This window comes from Mycobacterium marseillense, assembly GCF_010731675.1.
In the GTDB taxonomy this organism is placed as follows: Bacteria; Actinomycetota; Actinomycetes; order Mycobacteriales; family Mycobacteriaceae; genus Mycobacterium; species Mycobacterium marseillense.
This window is the reverse complement of sequence record NZ_AP022584.1, coordinates 658,433-673,753: the sequence shown is the minus strand read 5'-3', so window position 1 is coordinate 673,753 and position 15,321 is coordinate 658,433. Positions and strand designations below refer to the sequence as shown.

Here is a 15,321-nt window from a genome sequence, read left to right as displayed (position 1 = left end):
TCTGAACCACCCGAGCCGATCCCTAGGAGATAACCGTGATCGTGACCTCGCAAAAGAATCCGAAGTCCGAGGCCGTCAAAACGGAACCGGATGCCGAATCGACGGAAGCGGCGTCCGACGATGTCGAGGAGGTGACCACCGGCGAGGCCGAGGAGCACGACGACAAGGGCGGTCGGCTCACACGCAAGCGTCCCGACACCGAACGCGGTAAGCGGCCTCGGAAACAGGACCTGAAGCAATACCTGCGCCGCAGCATACTGCCGCTGTTACTCGTTGCCTCACTTGCCGTTTCGGGATTTCTGGGCTGGCGGCAGTGGCAAGACCATCAGGTCAAGCTGGCCGGCGAACAGGCCCAGCAGGCGGCCATCGCCTACGCGCAGGTGCTCACGAGCATCGACTCGAACCGGGTCGACGAGAACTTCCGGCAGGTCCTCGACGGCGCGACCGGCGAATTCAAGGACATGTACACCCAATCCAGCGTCAAACTTCGCCAGCTGCTGATCGACAACAAGGCGACCGCGCACGGCGTGGTGGTGGACTCGGCCATCCAGTCCGCATCCACGAACAAGGTCGTCGTGCTGGTGTTCATCGACCAGACCGTCACCAACACGGCCGCGCCCGACCCGCGTATCGACCGCAGCAGGATCAAGATGACCATGGAAAAGGTCGACGGTCGCTGGCGGGCAAGCAAAGTGCAGCTGCTGTGATGCGCCGCCTCATCGCGGCCTCCGTATTCGTCGCCGCCGCAACGCTTCCCACCGCTGCCCACGCGCACGCCTCGGCCCCGTCGTTCTGCGGCGAACTCGGCGGAGACTGGGACGGCCAGTACTGCCACACCTCGGTGACGTCGGAGCGCAACGCCGTGCGCGACATCAAGGTCGCGGTGCCCGAGGAATTGGTCGACAATCCGACCACGGGCCCGGTGATCCGCGACTACCTGCACACCCTGGTCGACAACTGGCGCAGCGCCAACTCCAGCATGGCCGCCGACAGCTACGGCGAGGAGAACTTCGAAGTCTTCCGGCACGCCAACCTGCTCAGCGCGGTGTTTCACGAGGATTATCACGCCGACGGGCCCAAGCCCAACAATGCCTACCGGACCTTCACGTTCGACATGGCAAGCGGCAGGCGCGTGCAGCTGGCGGACCTGACGACGTCGGATCCGCTGACCGCCATTCCCCCACTGGCTCAACCGTTTATCGAAACCGCGCTCGATCAGGCGCCGCCGCCGCACGACCCGGGCAGCTACCCGTTCACCGTCGACCGCTGGACCCCGGACAAGGTCTACTCCGGGGCGTACAAGGCCTGGGCGGTGACGCCCGACGAGCTGATCCTTTACATGCCGGACTACCCGGTCGGCCACGACAGCCCGATCAACTTCACACCCGGCGTCATGCAGTGGTACATGGACGGCGGCACCGTGCAGGCGCATATCCCGCTGTCCGCCTTGGCGCCCGTGCTGCGCATCTAGGCACTTTCGTCGCGGGCTAACCGGGGATGCTCACGCGGGTGGGCTCGCCGGTTTCGATGCGCGGGAACCACGGCGCTCCCCGCAGGGGGCGGTAATCCGCGACCGCGAAGGCCGTTGCGGCCGCCGAGATCAGCGCGCCGAACGCGCCCGGCTGACGGGTGGCGTGTTCGGGGAACTCGAAGGGAATCAACCAGGCGAGCAACAACATCGAGGTGGTGTTGAGCAAGTCGGTTGCGGCGATGAGCGATAGATCGGGGCGGCCCGCGCCGAATTGCCCACCGGTGATCGCCGTGAGGATCCCGAACACGCCGGCGACCAGGAAGAGCACGGCCGCCACCGTGTTGAAGTCCCACCCGGTGCGGTTGACGCCGTCAACCCCGGCCCACGGCAAAAAGAGCGTCACTATCAAGCATGCGCCGCCGACGCCGGCGACCAGCCGGCGGTAGATGGGTGTTGTCGCTGCCATGTCGGTCCTCCCGTGAAAGGGGCGGGCGACCCGCCCGCGTGGCGATAACAATTGTTATCCCTCGTCAGGTCCACATAACGCTTGTTATGGCAAGATGTCAATGATGCCTTCGCCCGACGCCGCCGTGAGCACCCGAGACCGCCTGGTAGCCGCCGCGCTGGCCGTGCTCGAGAGAGACGGACCGGCGGCGGTCCAAGCGCGCACGGTTGCCAACGAGATCGGCGCGTCCACCATGGCGGTGTACACGCACTTCGGTGGCATGCCCACGCTCATCGAAGCGGTGCTGCGTGAAGGACTTGCGCGCTTTGCCGAGCACACTCGCGCGGTGCCCCACACCGACGACCCGATGGCTGACCTCATCGCGGGCGGGCTGGCCTACGGCGAGTTCGCAATGCGAAATCCGCAGCTGTATCGGTTGCTGTTCGGCCTCAACGATTTTGGTGGAGTCTGCAAACCCTTAGCGGATGGGACCACGCCCTGGGATCTCGCCGAAGGGGTCGACGCGCTGTCTGTGTTGGTCACCGCGGTCGAGCGGGTCATCGAAAGCGGGCGGATCCGACCGCAGGAGCCGACACCCGCGGCCACCCAAATCCTCAGTGCCACGCATGGATTCGTTCTGCTGGCAATGACCGGATTCATCGGCTCCCAAGGGCTGCAGGACGTGATGATCCCGATGGCGGTCAACTTGATGGTGGGCCTCGGCGACACGCGCCGGCGCGCGGAACGCTCCCTGGCCGCCGCGATCAACGCGCGCGCTCCTCGGGGACAGGACGCCGCCGCCCCGTCCAGCCATGAGGTGAAATAGAGGCCTCAGTCCTCCGGGTTGTAGGCGAGGTTGGAGCTGAGCCAGCGCTCACCTTCCTTCAGGGTCCAGCCCTTGCGCCTCGCGTAGTCGGCGACCTGGTCCTGGGCCATCCGGCCGACCACGAAGTACTGCGACTGCGGGTGCGAGAAATACCAGCCGCTGACGGCGGCGCCCGGCCACATCGCCATCGACTCGGTCAGCTCGATGCCGGTGCGCTCGTGGACGTCCATCAACTTCCAGAGCGTCGCCTTCTCGGTGTGCTCCGGGCAGGCGGGATAGCCCGGGGCCGGGCGGATTCCCTGGTACTTCTCGGCGATGAGGGCGTCGTTGTCCAAGTGCTCATCGGGCTGAAATCCCCAGAACTCCTTGCGGACCCGCTGGTGCATCCGTTCGGCGAACGCCTCCGCCAGCCGGTCGGCGAGCGACTCCAGCAGGATCGCGCTGTAGTCGTCCAGGGCTGCCTTGAACTCCGCGATCTTTTCTCCGCTGCCGAGCCCGGCGGTGACGGCGAAGGCGCCGATGTAGTCGGCCAGGCCGGTGTCCTTGGGCGCGATGTAGTCGCCCAACGACCGGTTCGGGATGCCCTCCCGGTGCGCGCCCTGCTGACGCAGGTGGTGCAGCGTGGTCAGCACCTCGGTGCGGGTGTCGTCGGTGTAGACCTCGACGTCTTCAACACCCGAGCCGACCGCGTTGGCCGGGAAGAACCCGATGACCCCGTTGGCGGTCAGCCACTTCTCCTTGATCAGGGTGTCGAGCATCTCCTGGGCATCGTCGTACAGTTTGCGGGCCGCCTCGCCGGTGGCCGGGTTGTTGAGGATGTCGGGGAAGCGACCCTTCATCTCCCACGCGTTGAAAAACGGCTGCCAGTCGATGTACTCGCGCAACTCGGCGAGGTCGTAGTCCAGGAATTCCCGCACGCCGAGTCCCTGGGCGGGCACCGGCGGCGTGTAGCCGTCCCACTCGATCGGCGTCCGGTTGGCGCGAGCCTTCTCCAGCGTCAGCATCGGCCGCTCGTTCTTCTGAGCGTGCCGCTCGCGCAGCGATGCGTAGTCCTTCTCGGTCGCCTCCAGCAGGCCCGGCCGCTGTTTGTCGTCGAGGAGCGCGGCGGCGACCGGCACCGAGCGGGAGGCGTCCTTGACCCAGACCACCGGACCGCTGCGACGCGGCGAAATCTTCACGGCCGTGTGGGCGCGCGAGGTGGTTGCGCCACCGATCAGCAGCGGGATCTCGAGACCCTCGCGTTCCATCTCGACGGCGAAGTTCGACATCTCGTCCAGCGACGGAGTGATCAGTCCGGACAGCCCGATGATGTCGGCGTCATGCTCCCTGGCCGCGTCCAGGATCTTCTGCGCGGGCACCATCACACCGAGGTCGATCACCTCAAAGTTGTTGCACTGCAAGACGACCCCGACGATGTTCTTGCCGATGTCGTGGACGTCGCCCTTCACCGTCGCCATCACGATCGTGCCGTTGGTGTCTTTACCCGCCCCGGCGCCGGACTCTTCCTTCTCCTTCTCGATGAACGGCAGCAGGTACGCGACGGCCTTCTTCATCACCCGGGCGGACTTCACCACCTGGGGCAAGAACATCTTGCCCGAGCCGAAAAGGTCACCGACGACGTTCATGCCGTCCATCAGCGGGCCCTCGATCACCTCGATCGGGCGGCCCCCCGCGGCGTCGATCTCGGCCCGCAACTCCTCGGTGTCTTCATCGACGTGGGCGTCGATGCCCTTGACCAAAGCGTGCGTGATCCGCTCCCGGACCGGAAGGCTGCGCCACTCGGCCGCGGCGGGATCTTCAGATTTCTCCGACTTGTTGAACCGCTCGGCGATCTCCAGCAGCCGTTCGGCCGCGTCCTCGCGGCGGTTCAGGACGACGTCCTCGATGCGGTCCCGCAGCTCGGGATCGATCGAGTCGTAGGGCACCAGCGCGCCGGCGTTGACGATGCCCATGTCCAGTCCGGCCTTGATGGCGTGGAACAGGAACACCGCGTGGATCGCCTCGCGCACGGGGTTGTTGCCGCGGAACGAGAACGACACGTTCGAGATGCCGCCGGAGATGTGCACCCCGGGGAGGTTCTCCTTGATCCAGGCGCAGGCCTCGATGAAGTCGATCCCGTACGTCGCGTGCTCCTCGATTCCGGTCGCCAGCGCGAAGCAGTTCGGGTCGAAGATGATGTCCTCGGCCGGAAAGCCGACTTCCTCGGTCAGGATCCGGTAGGCGCGCCCGCAGATCTCCTTGCGGCGCTCCAGGTTGTCGGCCTGTCCGGTTTCGTCGAAGGCCATCACGACGACGGCGGCGCCGTACTTGCGGCACAACCGCGCCTCGCGGATGAACTTCTCCTCGCCCTCCTTCATGGAGATCGAGTTGACGATCGGCTTGCCCTGCACGTTCTTCAGGCCCGCCTCGATGACCTCCCACTTGGAGGAGTCGATCATCACCGGGACGCGGCTGATGTCCGGCTCGGCCGCGATCAGCTTGGTGAACCGGTCCATCGCGGCGACGCCGTCGATCATGCCTTCGTCCATGTTGATGTCGATGACCTGCGCACCGACCTCGACCTGCTGCAGGGCGACCGACAGCGCGGTGTCGTAGTCCTCGGCCTTGATCAGGTTGCGGAACCGGGCGGAGCCGGTGATGTTGGTGCGCTCACCGATGTTCACGAACAGGGAGTCGTCGGTGATATTGAGCGGCTCGAGGCCCGAGAGCCGGGTAGCCACCTCGATTTCCGGCAGCTCGCGCGGCGCTTTGCCCTCGACGATCTTGGCGATCTCCGCGATGTGGGGCGGCGCCGTGCCGCAGCAACCACCGACCAGGTTGACCAGGCCGGCCTCGGCGAAGTCGGCGATGTAGCCGGCCTGACGCTCCGGAGTCTCGTCGTACTCGCCGAACGCATTGGGCAGGCCGGCGTTCGGGTAGCACGAGACGAAGGTGTCCGCGATCCGCGCCATCTCGGCGATGTAGGGTCGCATCTCCGGCGCGCCCAGGGCGCAGTTGAGACCCACCGCGATCGGCTTCGCGTGCCTGATCGCGTTCCAGAACGCTTCGGTGACCTGACCGGACAGCGTCCGCCCGGAGGCATCGGTGATGGTGCCCGAGATGATCACCGGCCAGCGGCGGCCGCGGTCCTCGAACAGCGTCTCGACGGCGAACACCGCCGCCTTGGCGTTCAGCGAGTCGAAGATCGTCTCGATGATGAGCAGGTCGGCACCGCCGTCGACCAGGCCGTTGGCGGCTTCGAGGTAGGCGGCGACCAGTTGGTCGTAGGAGACGTTGCGGGCGCCGGGGTCGTTGACGTCGGGCGAAATCGACGCGGTCCGCGTCGTCGGCCCGATGGCGCCGGCCACGTAGCGAGGCTTCTCCGAGGTGCTGTACTCGTCGGCCGCTTTGCGGGCCAGGGCGGCGCCGGCGTAGTTCAGTTCGTAGGCCAGATCCGCCATGTCGTAGTCCGACAGCGAGATCGCGTTCGCGTTGAACGTGTTGGTTTCCAGGATGTCGGCGCCCGCCTCGAGGTACTCGCGGTGGATCCCCTCGATGATCTGCGGCTGCGTCAGGTTGAGCAGGTCGTTGTTGCCCTGCAGAGCGGTCGGCCACTCCGTGAACCGGTCGCCGCGGTAGCCGGCCTCGTCGGGCCGGTCGCGCTGGATCGCCGTGCCCATCGCGCCGTCGATCACCATGATCCGTTGGCGCAGAGCCGCCGTCAGTTCGTCGGTGCAGTCGGGGCGGATGTTCGGCGCGAAGGTGTTCGTCGCGGAAGCCTTGTTCTCAACGGCGGTCACGTGCATTCCTTCCGTAGCGGAAGGCGTCCTTGACTCTGCCGAGCGTGGCGGTCACCGGGCGGGGACCGGGCCCCTCCAGAAACCGTTGCAACGCCTCTCGACCAGAAAAGTCTACGTCGTCACCCGACGTCTGGACGCCCTGGCTCGACCCGGCCCGCGCTGCCCTGGCTCGCCAGCTCGCGGGTCTTGTCGGCAATGGAGTAGTTACCAAGGTTAACGAGATTGCCGCCGCCCGTATTTCGCCCTGATCGCGGCGACGCCGTCGTGGCGATCGTCCAGGACCAGGTCCGCGGCGCGGTGTTCGTCGGCGGCAGTCACGCCATAAGGATAGTCGCCCTATGTAAAGCCCCCGGTAAACCGCTCGGCGGGCGCCAATTCACGGCCACCGTGCCCCGAAGATCGGGGCCGAAGGCCGTACGCTAATTCTGTGACCCCGCCCGACGGCCCTCCTTTTGGCCTCCCTAGTGGTAAGGCCGCTTTGCCCGAATTGCACCAGACCGTCGTCGTGGCCGCGTTCGAGGGCTGGAACGACGCCGGCGACGCGGCCAGCGACGCGCTCGAACACCTCGAGGCCATCTGGGAAGCCGACCCGATCCTGGAGATCGATGACGAGGCGTACTACGACTACCAGGTGAATCGCCCGGTGATCCGGCAGGTGGACGGGGTGACCCGCGAGCTGGTGTGGCCGGCGATGCGGATCTCGCACTGCCGGCCCCCGGGCAGCGACCGCGACGTCGTGCTGATGCACGGCGTCGAGCCCAACATGCGCTGGCGCACTTTCTGCGCGGAGTTGGTGGCCATCGCCGACAAGCTCAACGTGGACACCGTGGTGATCCTGGGCGCCCTGCTGGCCGATACCCCGCATACCCGGCCGGTTCCGGTGTCGGGCGCGGCCTACTCCCCCGCGTCGGCGAAGCGTTTCGGCCTCGAGGAGAGCCGATACGAGGGCCCCACCGGCATCGCCGGGGTGTTTCAGGACGCCTGTGTGGCCGCCGGAATCCCGGCCGTGACGTTCTGGGCTGCCGTGCCGCATTACGTGTCGCAACCACCGAACCCGAAGGCGACCGTGGCCCTGCTGCGCCGCGTCGAAGACGTGCTCGACATCGAGGTTCCGCTGGCGGACTTGCCGACCGACGCCGAGGAATGGGAGCAGGCGGTCACCGAGATGACCGCCGAGGACGAGGATCTCGCGGAATACGTGCAGTCGCTGGAGCAGCGCGGCGACGCCGAGGTCGACATGAACGACGCGCTGGGCAAGATCGACGGCGACGCCCTGGCCGCCGAGTTCGAGCGCTACCTGCGCCGTCGCCGCCCCGGCTTCGGGCGCTGATCTCGAGCGGTCGCTGCCGAACTTGCCGGTGACCGATCAACTACGGAAGCATCGCTTCGCGACCCACCGATTGGACGATTCATGCCCGCGTTGCCCGATGATGGCAACCCCAGCCTCCTAGCCGATGACTTCGGCGAGGACGCCGGCTACCGCAAGGGACTCAAGCCCCGACAAGTGCAAATGATCGGCATCGGCGGCGCGATCGGCTCCGGGCTGTTCCTGGGCGCGGGCGGCCGGCTCGCCAAGGGCGGCCCCGGGATGTTCCTGGTGTACGCGGTGTGTGGGATCTTCGTCTTCCTCATCCTGCGAGCGCTGGGCGAGCTGGTCCTGCATCGTCCGTCGTCGGGCTCGTTCGTGTCGTACGCGCGGGAATTCTTCGGCGAAAAGGCCGCCTACGCCATCGGCTGGATGTATTTCCTGGGCTGGTCGATGACGGCGATCGTCGACACCACCGCGATCGCCACCTATCTGCGGCGGTGGACGACCTTCGAATCGATCCCCCAGTGGGTGTTGGCGCTGCTCGCCCTCATCGTCGTGCTGTCGATGAACCTGATCTCGGTGGAGTGGTTCGGTGAGCTCGAGTTCTGGGCGGCGCTGATCAAGGTGTTCGCGCTCATCGCCTTCCTGGTGGTGGGAATCGTCTTTTTGGCGGGGCGCTACCGGGTCGACGGCCACAGCACCGGGCTCAGCGTGTGGGCCGACCACGGCGGTCTGTTTCCCTCCGGCGTGCTGGCGATGCTGCTGACTACCTCGGGCGTGGTGTTCGCCTATGCCGCAGTCGAATTGGTGGGCACGGCCGCCGGAGAGACCGCCGAACCGGAAAAGGTCATGCCGCGCGCGATCAATTCGGTGATCGCTCGCATCGCCATCTTTTACGTCGGATCGGTGGCGCTGCTGGCGTTGCTGCTGCCGTACACCTCCTACAAGGCCACCGAAAGCCCTTTTGTCACTTTCTTTTCCGCGATCGGCTTTCACGGGGCCGGGGACTTGATGAACGTGGTGGTGCTCACCGCCGCCCTGTCGAGCCTGAATGCGGGGCTGTATTCCACCGGCCGCATCATGCACTCGATGGCCGCGAGTGGCAGCGCTCCCAGGTTCGCGACCCGGATGTCGAAAAACGGGGTGCCGTATGTCGGCATCACGATGGCGGCCGCCATCTGCCTGTTCGGCATCGCCCTGAACGCGGCCAACCCCGGCGAAGCCTTCGAGATTGTGCTCAACATCGTGGCGCCGGGCATCATCGCGTGCTGGGCGACCATCGTGGTGTGTCAGCTGCGCGCCTACCGGCTGGCCAAGGCGGGCCTTCTGCAACGACCGCGGTTTCGCATGCCGTTCGCGCCCTATTCGGGCTATCTCACCCTGGCGTTCCTGGCCGTCGTCCTGGTGATGATGGCGTTCGACAAACAAACCGGCAGGTGGACCATCGGCACGGTAGTGGTCGTCATCCCGGCGCTGGGTGCCGGATGGCTCCTGGTGCGCAAGCGGGTGGCGGCGGTCGCGTCGCAGCGCGCGGCCCAGACCGGCTAGGACTTGCCGAGGTCTTGGTTATAGGCGCTGGTGGAACGGCCGAGCGCGGCGACCTGGGCGTCCAGTTGGGGTAGCAGCTCGGCGGTGGATTTGTGCAGGGGCGCTTCGCCGACCCGGGTGGACAGCACCGGCTTGACCCAACGGAGCAGGGCCACCCAGCCCGGCCGGTAAACGCGGGTGCGGCGGCGCTCGATGCCCTTGACGAAGGCGGCCGCGCATTTGTCGACGGTTGTGGTTTTGTTCATCGGCCACGGGAAGCTGGCCAGCAGTTGATTGAACGCGGACAGGTCGGTCTGGGTATCGCGGACCAAAGCGGTGTTGATCCAGGACATGTGCGCCGAGCCGACGCTCACGCCGTGGTGGGCCACCTCTAACCGCAGCGCATTGGCGAACATCTCGACGCCGGCCTTGGAGGCGTTGTAGGGCGCGAGGCCGGGAGCCGCGGTGTACGCGGCCAGCGAGGACACGATCAGCACATAGCCGCGGCGCTCGATCACCGCGGGCAAGGTGGCGCGCACGGTGTGAAAGACGCCGAGCACGTTGATATCGAGCACGCGTTTGAAGGCGTCGGGATCGACCTGGGCCACCGACCCGTAACTCATGATGCCCGCATTGGCCACCACCACGTCGATGCCGCCGAATCGCTCGACGGCGCGGGTGGCGGCCGCCTGCATCGCCGGCAGGTCGCGCACGTCGGCCACCGCGGTCAGCACCCGGTCTTCGCCGAGTTCGGCGGCGAGCGCCTTCAGGTCGGCGTCGTTGAGATCGGTGAGCACGAGCTTGGCGCCCTTGGCGGCCAGCCGGCGCGCGACCTCAGCGCCGATCCCCCGGGCGCCACCGGTGATGAAGACGACTTGGTCACGCAGCGATGTCATGGCCGACAACGTACCGGCGCGACGGATCCGAGTGAAGGCGCCCGCAGGCGGGCGGGGCCGGCGGAGTTGCGCGCGCGACCCGCCTGCCTGCGGTGGATCAGCAGCCGGCTGAATTGTTCACGAAGGCAATTAGCGCGCCATTGCAATTGACATCGTCGAAAGCGAGCGCTATTCAGCGCGCGTCTTACAAAATTGGTTTATCCCCGCCCGCCCCGACGCCACTCTTTGTCAAGTGATGCGCTGCGCTGGATCGGCCTCGGCGGCAGTTTTCTGTGTTAGCACTACCCTAACTGGACACGCGGACTACTCTATTTGCCTCGCATCTTGCCCGCCGACAGCAGAGCCGGCCATAGGCTCCCGGCATGTCGAATTCGGCTATTTCCGATAGGCCGCCGGCGCGCGGTGGCTCCGCCAACCCAGCCACCGCGCGCCGGACTCGACAACGCAGCCATTGCGCTCTCCTTGCCCAGGTAACGAGCCACTCCCGGTGTTATCCACCACCGACCTCGATTTCGTCGCCGACGTTTTCAAGTTTGTTTTGCGGAAGCTGTCGCGACCCGCGGTTGCGACCGGGATCAGCCCCTTCGGACTAGTCGGCTTCGTTCTAATACGGGAGGGATGATGCACAAAAAATCGGGTCCACCTAATTTTCCCACATGGAAATTTGTGTCCCACGCCAGCTTGGGTGACCTTGACACCTATCTCTGGCATCGTCAGGGCAGCAACCTATTCTGCTGGCGCCCGGTGGGAAGAACTTGGAATCGAGCAACCCGGAAAAACGACGCAGAATCACGGGCGTAACCGAACTAGCCCGCTGAACATGAATTTCAACTTCAGTCTCGATCGGCGGCGACGGACGACACAGCCGCAATCCCCGGCGAAACCTGCCCCGCAGGACGCCTACGCGTTCAACCGGGCAAACTGACCTTGCCGATACTGCTCCACGCACGCCGATCGCCGCACCTTGCCGCTTGTGGTGATCGGTATCGATCCGGGTGCCACCACAACCAGATCCGCCACGCCGACGCCGTGCGAGTTGGAGACCGCAGAGGTGACTTCCCGCTCGACTACGGCGAGCTTGTCCGCCCCCTCTCTGTGGGACGCGGTCTTGTCCTTGACTTCGACGATCACGACGAGCTTTTCCATGTCCTTATGCGGGACCGCTATCGCCGCGCACCGACCCCGGGTGATCTCCTGGACCGTCGCTTCGATGTCGTCGGGCGAGTGGTTACGCCCGTAGACGATCAGCAGGTCCTTGATGCGGCCGATGATGAACAGCTCGCCCTCGAAGAAGAATCCCGAGTCCCCGGTGCGCAACCACGGCGCTTCGGGGGTGCCGGCCGACGGGACGACGAGCCGATCGCCGAACGTCCGCTCGGTCTCTTGTGGCTTGTGCCAATAGCCCATGGCGACGTTGTCACCATGCACCCAGATCTCACCGACCGTTCCCTGGGGGCACTCAATCCTGGTGTCGGGATCAACGACACGAATCGTCGGTGACCGCGGCACCCCGTAACTGACCAGCGGTGTGCCGGTCGCACTTTCGCAGCGTTCCGCGGTGCCGGTGGCCATCTTCTCGGAGTCGAAGTGGGCGATTTTGGGTGGTTGCGCCGGTGTGCGGCTCAACGCGTAGACCGTCGCCTCTGCGAGCCCATAGCTCGGCCGTACCGCGTCGTCGGGGAGATTGAACCGCGCGAACCGGTCGGTGAAGCGCCGCAGCGTCGCGGGATGCACGCGTTCACTACCGTTGAGGATGACCAGCACCTCGCGCAGGTCCAGTCCGGCCAGGTCCTCGTCTGATGTTTTGCGTGCCGCCAACTCGAAAGCGAAGTTCGGCGCCGCCGAAAACGCGTGACTTTCCTTGGCCAGCAACCGCATCCACCGGGCCGGCCGCTGCAGGAACGACACCGGACTCATCAGCACCGTGCGGATTCCGCCCAGCACCGGCGCGCACACTCCCAGAATCAAACCCATATCGTGATAAAGCGGCAGCCACGACACAATGGTCGTGTCCGGTGGAGCGACGCCCCCGTGCTCCGCGCAGAAGTCGGACATGATCTGCCCGAAATTGGCCAGTAGATTCCGATGCGAGACCATGACCCCGGCCGGTCGGCGGGTCGACCCGGACGTGTATTGCAAATACGCCAGATCTCGGTCATTTTCGCTGCCGGCCCCGGATCCTGTCCGCGCGTCCAGGTCGAGCAGGTCGACCTCAACCAGCGATGGAATGGCCCCGCCGGATTCCGACTGGACGTACTCCGCAACGGTTTCCGCTTCAGGGGACGTGGTGAGAACGACCGTCGGCGATGCGTCGCGCAGCACCGAGCTGACGCGCTCGTCGCTGACGCCACCGAGCGGCACTGAAAGCGGAACCGCTATCTGACCCGCCTGCAATGCACCGAGAAACGCCACGATGTAATCCAGCCCCTGCGGGGCCATGATGACGGCGCGGTCACCCGTTGACCCGCAATTGCGTAGTCGCCGTGCCAGGTTCACCGTTCGCCGATGCAGCTGAGCCCACGTCAGACTTTCCGCAATCCCGTTCCAGTCCTGCTCGTAATCGATGAAGGTGAACGCCGTGTCATTGGGCTGCAGGCTGGCGCGTTCGCACAGCAGGTTCGAAATAGACGTCTCAACCATGATTACTCCATGCCGGCGCGACCGGGGGTCCAGAAGGGTTTGGTGCGTATCTGGCGTCGGTCCCAGCCACGTTCGGTGGTCAGTATCTTGCGTAAGGTTTGTATGGTGCGGGCCTCGCCGGCGAGGTAGGCGGTGCCGGGATAGTCGGGCAGCGGAAGGCTGCGTAGGGCGTCGGCGAGCACGGCAGAATTCGCGGCTGGGGCGCCGCCGCGCTCGACCCGGATTAGGGGTGCGCTCAAGGGAAGGTGGTCGGTGTCGGTCGCGGCCTCGATCACTCCGTACACCTCCGCGGTCGGCCGCATAGATCGAAGCATCGCGGCGAACGCGACCGACGCGGTTTCTTCGCCGGCGAACACGTGATAGGGCGCGTCGTCGCGGATGACGAATTTGCCCTGCGGACGGGTGAAGTGGACGCCATCGCCGATAGCGGTGGCCATCGCCCAGCGCCTGGCGGGTGTCATGCCCTGCCGGCCGCCGTCGTGGTCGACCATCACGATATCGAGCGCGCCGAGGTCGGGGTCGGCGTCGTAGATGGAATACGTGCGCAGCACGGGGTATGGGTGCAGCCGTAGAACCGCTTCACGCAGACTCTCGACCTGCAGCCGGACATGCTGACCGGGCGTCCACGTCAGTCCGCGGAGTCGCGGGCCGCTGAACCGAATGCGACGCATTCTTGGTGTCAGCCTTTCGATCTCGCTGAGCGTTGCCGAGAGGAACACTGCGTCGCGCAGCGTGCTGATGAGCGGAAAACCTTCGATGAGGGTAGCCATGAAGAACTCCGACCGCTCAGTAGTTGTTGCAGGTGCTGAAGACGCGCTGGACAAGTCCGAACTGCTCGTCCGCCCCCGGCTGGCTCGCCAGCAGCTCGGCCATCTGCTGGCGTTGGCTCGGCGGGGAGGCAAGGAACTGACGCAAGAAGGAGACGCTCTCCGGCGAAGAGTTGAATTGTGCGGCCGCTTGGGGATCTGACGCCTGCAGCGCCGATATCACCTGTCCGTAATTGCAGGTTGTGTTGACAAACGGACTGAGATCCCGATCGGCCGACGCGAGCCCGGACCCAGCGGTCATCCACAACGCCATGCCGCACGCCCCGACAGCCAATGTGGTCAACGATTGTATGGGCATTCGGACACCTCCTGAACCGGAGTGAACTCGAGGTGTAATTCCTTGAGGCGCCGGAACAACAGGGTGCTGTCCCATTTGAGCCGGCGAGCGCCCGCCGGGCCGTGCTCGGCCTCTGACAGCCGAATGTCGGCCATTCGGTTAAGAATGCGTTCCAAGCTCACCCGCACTTCGGCGCGGGCGATCGGGGCGCCGGGGCACGTGTGAATACCTCGGCCGAACGCCATGTGATGCAAGATGTTCGGGCGGTCGAGGCGGAACTCGTTGGGCTCGTCGAACCGCCGTGGATCGCGGTTTGCCGCGCCGTTCATCACCAGGACGCTGGTACCGGCCGGCACATCGAGGTCGCCGATCCTGGTGGTGCGCCGCGCCAAGCGGAAGTTCGATTTGATCGGGCTTTCGATGCGCAGCATCTCCTCGATGAAGGCGGGGATCTTCGAGTTGTCCTTGCGCAGTTGCTCTTGCAAGTCCGGTCGCTCCGCCAGCGTGAGCATCGAGAGACTCAGCAGGTCGATGGTCGTGCCGTGGCCGGCGGCGAACATGAACGTGGCAACGCGGGCGACATCGATCGCTTCGGGCGTCGTGCCGTCGGGAAACTTTGCCAGCGCAAGCTCGGTGAGGACGTCGTCGCGCGGATTGCGCCGCCGTTCTTCGACGTACTCGACGAACCACTCCTCTTTCACGCCCACGAAGCCGCTACGGTCGCCGTCAAGCCTGCTGGCTATCGCGGCATGGCGGAATCGCTCCCGGTCAGCGTCGGGTACGTCCAGCAGGTCGGTGATCGCGTCGAGCGTGAACGGGAAATTGTAGTCAATGACGATCTCGCACTTGCCCTTCGCGACGAAGCGGTTGAGTTGCTCGTCGGCAAGGCGCCACAGGAAGTCCTCGTTGTTCTTGAGCTGCTTCGGCGTGAACAACCGGCTCAACAGCGAGCGATGCGCGGTGTGCTTCGGCGGATCAAAGGTGATGAAGTAATCGCCGAACGTCACCCGCTGGCGGTGCCGCTCGATCAGATCCGAGATGTCATCGCTGCCGGTTTTGGCCGGAATCCCCGACCATGGTCCGCTGACGATATTGCATACCGATAGGGCATGGTCGGTGTCGCGTTGCACCGCGAGGGCTTCGTCGTATCCCGAGACCATCACCACGCCGTGGGCCGGTTCACGCCATACCGGGCAGCGACGGATCGCGTCGTAGTAGTCATAGGGGTCGTCGACGATCGACTTGTCGGTGAAGAAGTCGAGTTTCTCAGATCCGCTCATTTCGTTTCCCTCGCAGTGCAATTCACGTCAGCTATCATGGTTCG

12 protein-coding genes are annotated in these 15,321 nt (G+C 65.5%); 5 read left to right on the top strand and 7 right to left on the bottom strand.

Annotated features, from left to right (window positions below):
* The first annotated feature begins 29 nt into the window (after positions 1–29).
* Positions 30–707 carry a tetratricopeptide repeat protein gene (locus G6N26_RS02965; protein ID WP_083018790.1) on the top strand — a complete coding sequence of 226 codons (678 nt, stop codon included), beginning with the start codon at positions 30–32 and terminating at the stop codon, positions 705–707.
* The gene (locus tag G6N26_RS02960; protein WP_169925531.1) at positions 707–1,471 is read left to right on the top strand and encodes a mannan-binding family protein; all 765 of its coding nucleotides are present in this window, start codon (positions 707–709) and stop codon (positions 1,469–1,471) included. Before G6N26_RS02965 ends, G6N26_RS02960 begins: the two co-directional genes overlap by 1 nt.
* 16 nt (positions 1,472–1,487) lie before the next feature.
* Here the strand turns inward: G6N26_RS02960 and G6N26_RS02955 are convergent, their stop codons facing one another.
* The gene (locus tag G6N26_RS02955) at positions 1,488–1,937 is read right to left on the bottom strand and encodes a hypothetical protein (RefSeq protein WP_067172350.1); all 450 of its coding nucleotides are present in this window, start codon (positions 1,935–1,937) and stop codon (positions 1,488–1,490) included.
* Between the two features lie 94 nt (positions 1,938–2,031).
* On the opposite strand from G6N26_RS02955, the gene G6N26_RS02950 reads away from it, so the two are divergent.
* Entirely contained in the window at positions 2,032–2,742 is a 711-nt protein-coding gene (locus G6N26_RS02950; RefSeq protein WP_082991468.1) for a TetR/AcrR family transcriptional regulator, read from the top strand.
* Between the two features lie 5 nt (positions 2,743–2,747).
* Here the strand turns inward: G6N26_RS02950 and metH are convergent, their stop codons facing one another.
* Positions 2,748–6,527: a methionine synthase gene (metH, locus tag G6N26_RS02945; RefSeq protein ID WP_083018786.1), complete on the bottom strand. Its 3,780-nt coding sequence runs from the start codon at positions 6,525–6,527 to the stop codon at positions 2,748–2,750.
* A 421-nt stretch (positions 6,528–6,948) separates the two neighbouring features.
* On the opposite strand from metH, the gene G6N26_RS02940 reads away from it, so the two are divergent.
* Both G6N26_RS02940 and G6N26_RS02935 read left to right on the top strand, forming a co-directional pair.
* Positions 6,949–7,851 carry a PAC2 family protein gene (locus G6N26_RS02940; protein ID WP_179960280.1) on the top strand — a complete coding sequence of 301 codons (903 nt, stop codon included), beginning with the start codon at positions 6,949–6,951 and terminating at the stop codon, positions 7,849–7,851.
* An 81-nt stretch (positions 7,852–7,932) separates the two neighbouring features.
* The gene (locus G6N26_RS02935; protein ID WP_067172342.1) at positions 7,933–9,378 is read left to right on the top strand and encodes an amino acid permease; all 1,446 of its coding nucleotides are present in this window, start codon (positions 7,933–7,935) and stop codon (positions 9,376–9,378) included.
* Here G6N26_RS02935 and G6N26_RS02930 read toward each other — a convergent pair.
* The 5 genes from G6N26_RS02930 to G6N26_RS02905 all read right to left on the bottom strand — a co-directional run bounded on the left by G6N26_RS02930 (position 9,375) and on the right by G6N26_RS02905 (position 15,277).
* A complete protein-coding gene (locus G6N26_RS02930; RefSeq protein WP_067172340.1) occupies positions 9,375–10,253 on the bottom strand; it encodes an SDR family oxidoreductase in 879 nt (292 codons plus the stop codon). The genes G6N26_RS02935 and G6N26_RS02930 overlap by 4 nt on opposite strands.
* 900 nt (positions 10,254–11,153) lie before the next feature.
* A complete protein-coding gene (locus G6N26_RS02920; RefSeq protein WP_083018783.1) occupies positions 11,154–12,893 on the bottom strand; it encodes an AMP-binding protein in 1,740 nt (579 codons plus the stop codon).
* 2 nt (positions 12,894–12,895) lie between these two features.
* Positions 12,896–13,663: a siderophore-interacting protein gene (locus G6N26_RS02915; protein WP_083018781.1), complete on the bottom strand. Its 768-nt coding sequence runs from the start codon at positions 13,661–13,663 to the stop codon at positions 12,896–12,898.
* A 16-nt stretch (positions 13,664–13,679) separates the two neighbouring features.
* The gene (locus G6N26_RS02910) at positions 13,680–14,018 is read right to left on the bottom strand and encodes a hemophore-related protein (RefSeq protein ID WP_067172332.1); all 339 of its coding nucleotides are present in this window, start codon (positions 14,016–14,018) and stop codon (positions 13,680–13,682) included.
* Positions 14,000–15,277, bottom strand: a complete 1,278-nt coding sequence (locus G6N26_RS02905; RefSeq protein ID WP_083018779.1) for a cytochrome P450 — start codon at positions 15,275–15,277, stop codon at positions 14,000–14,002. The genes G6N26_RS02910 and G6N26_RS02905 overlap by 19 nt, the downstream gene beginning before the upstream one ends.
* Positions 15,278–15,321 lie beyond the last annotated feature (44 nt).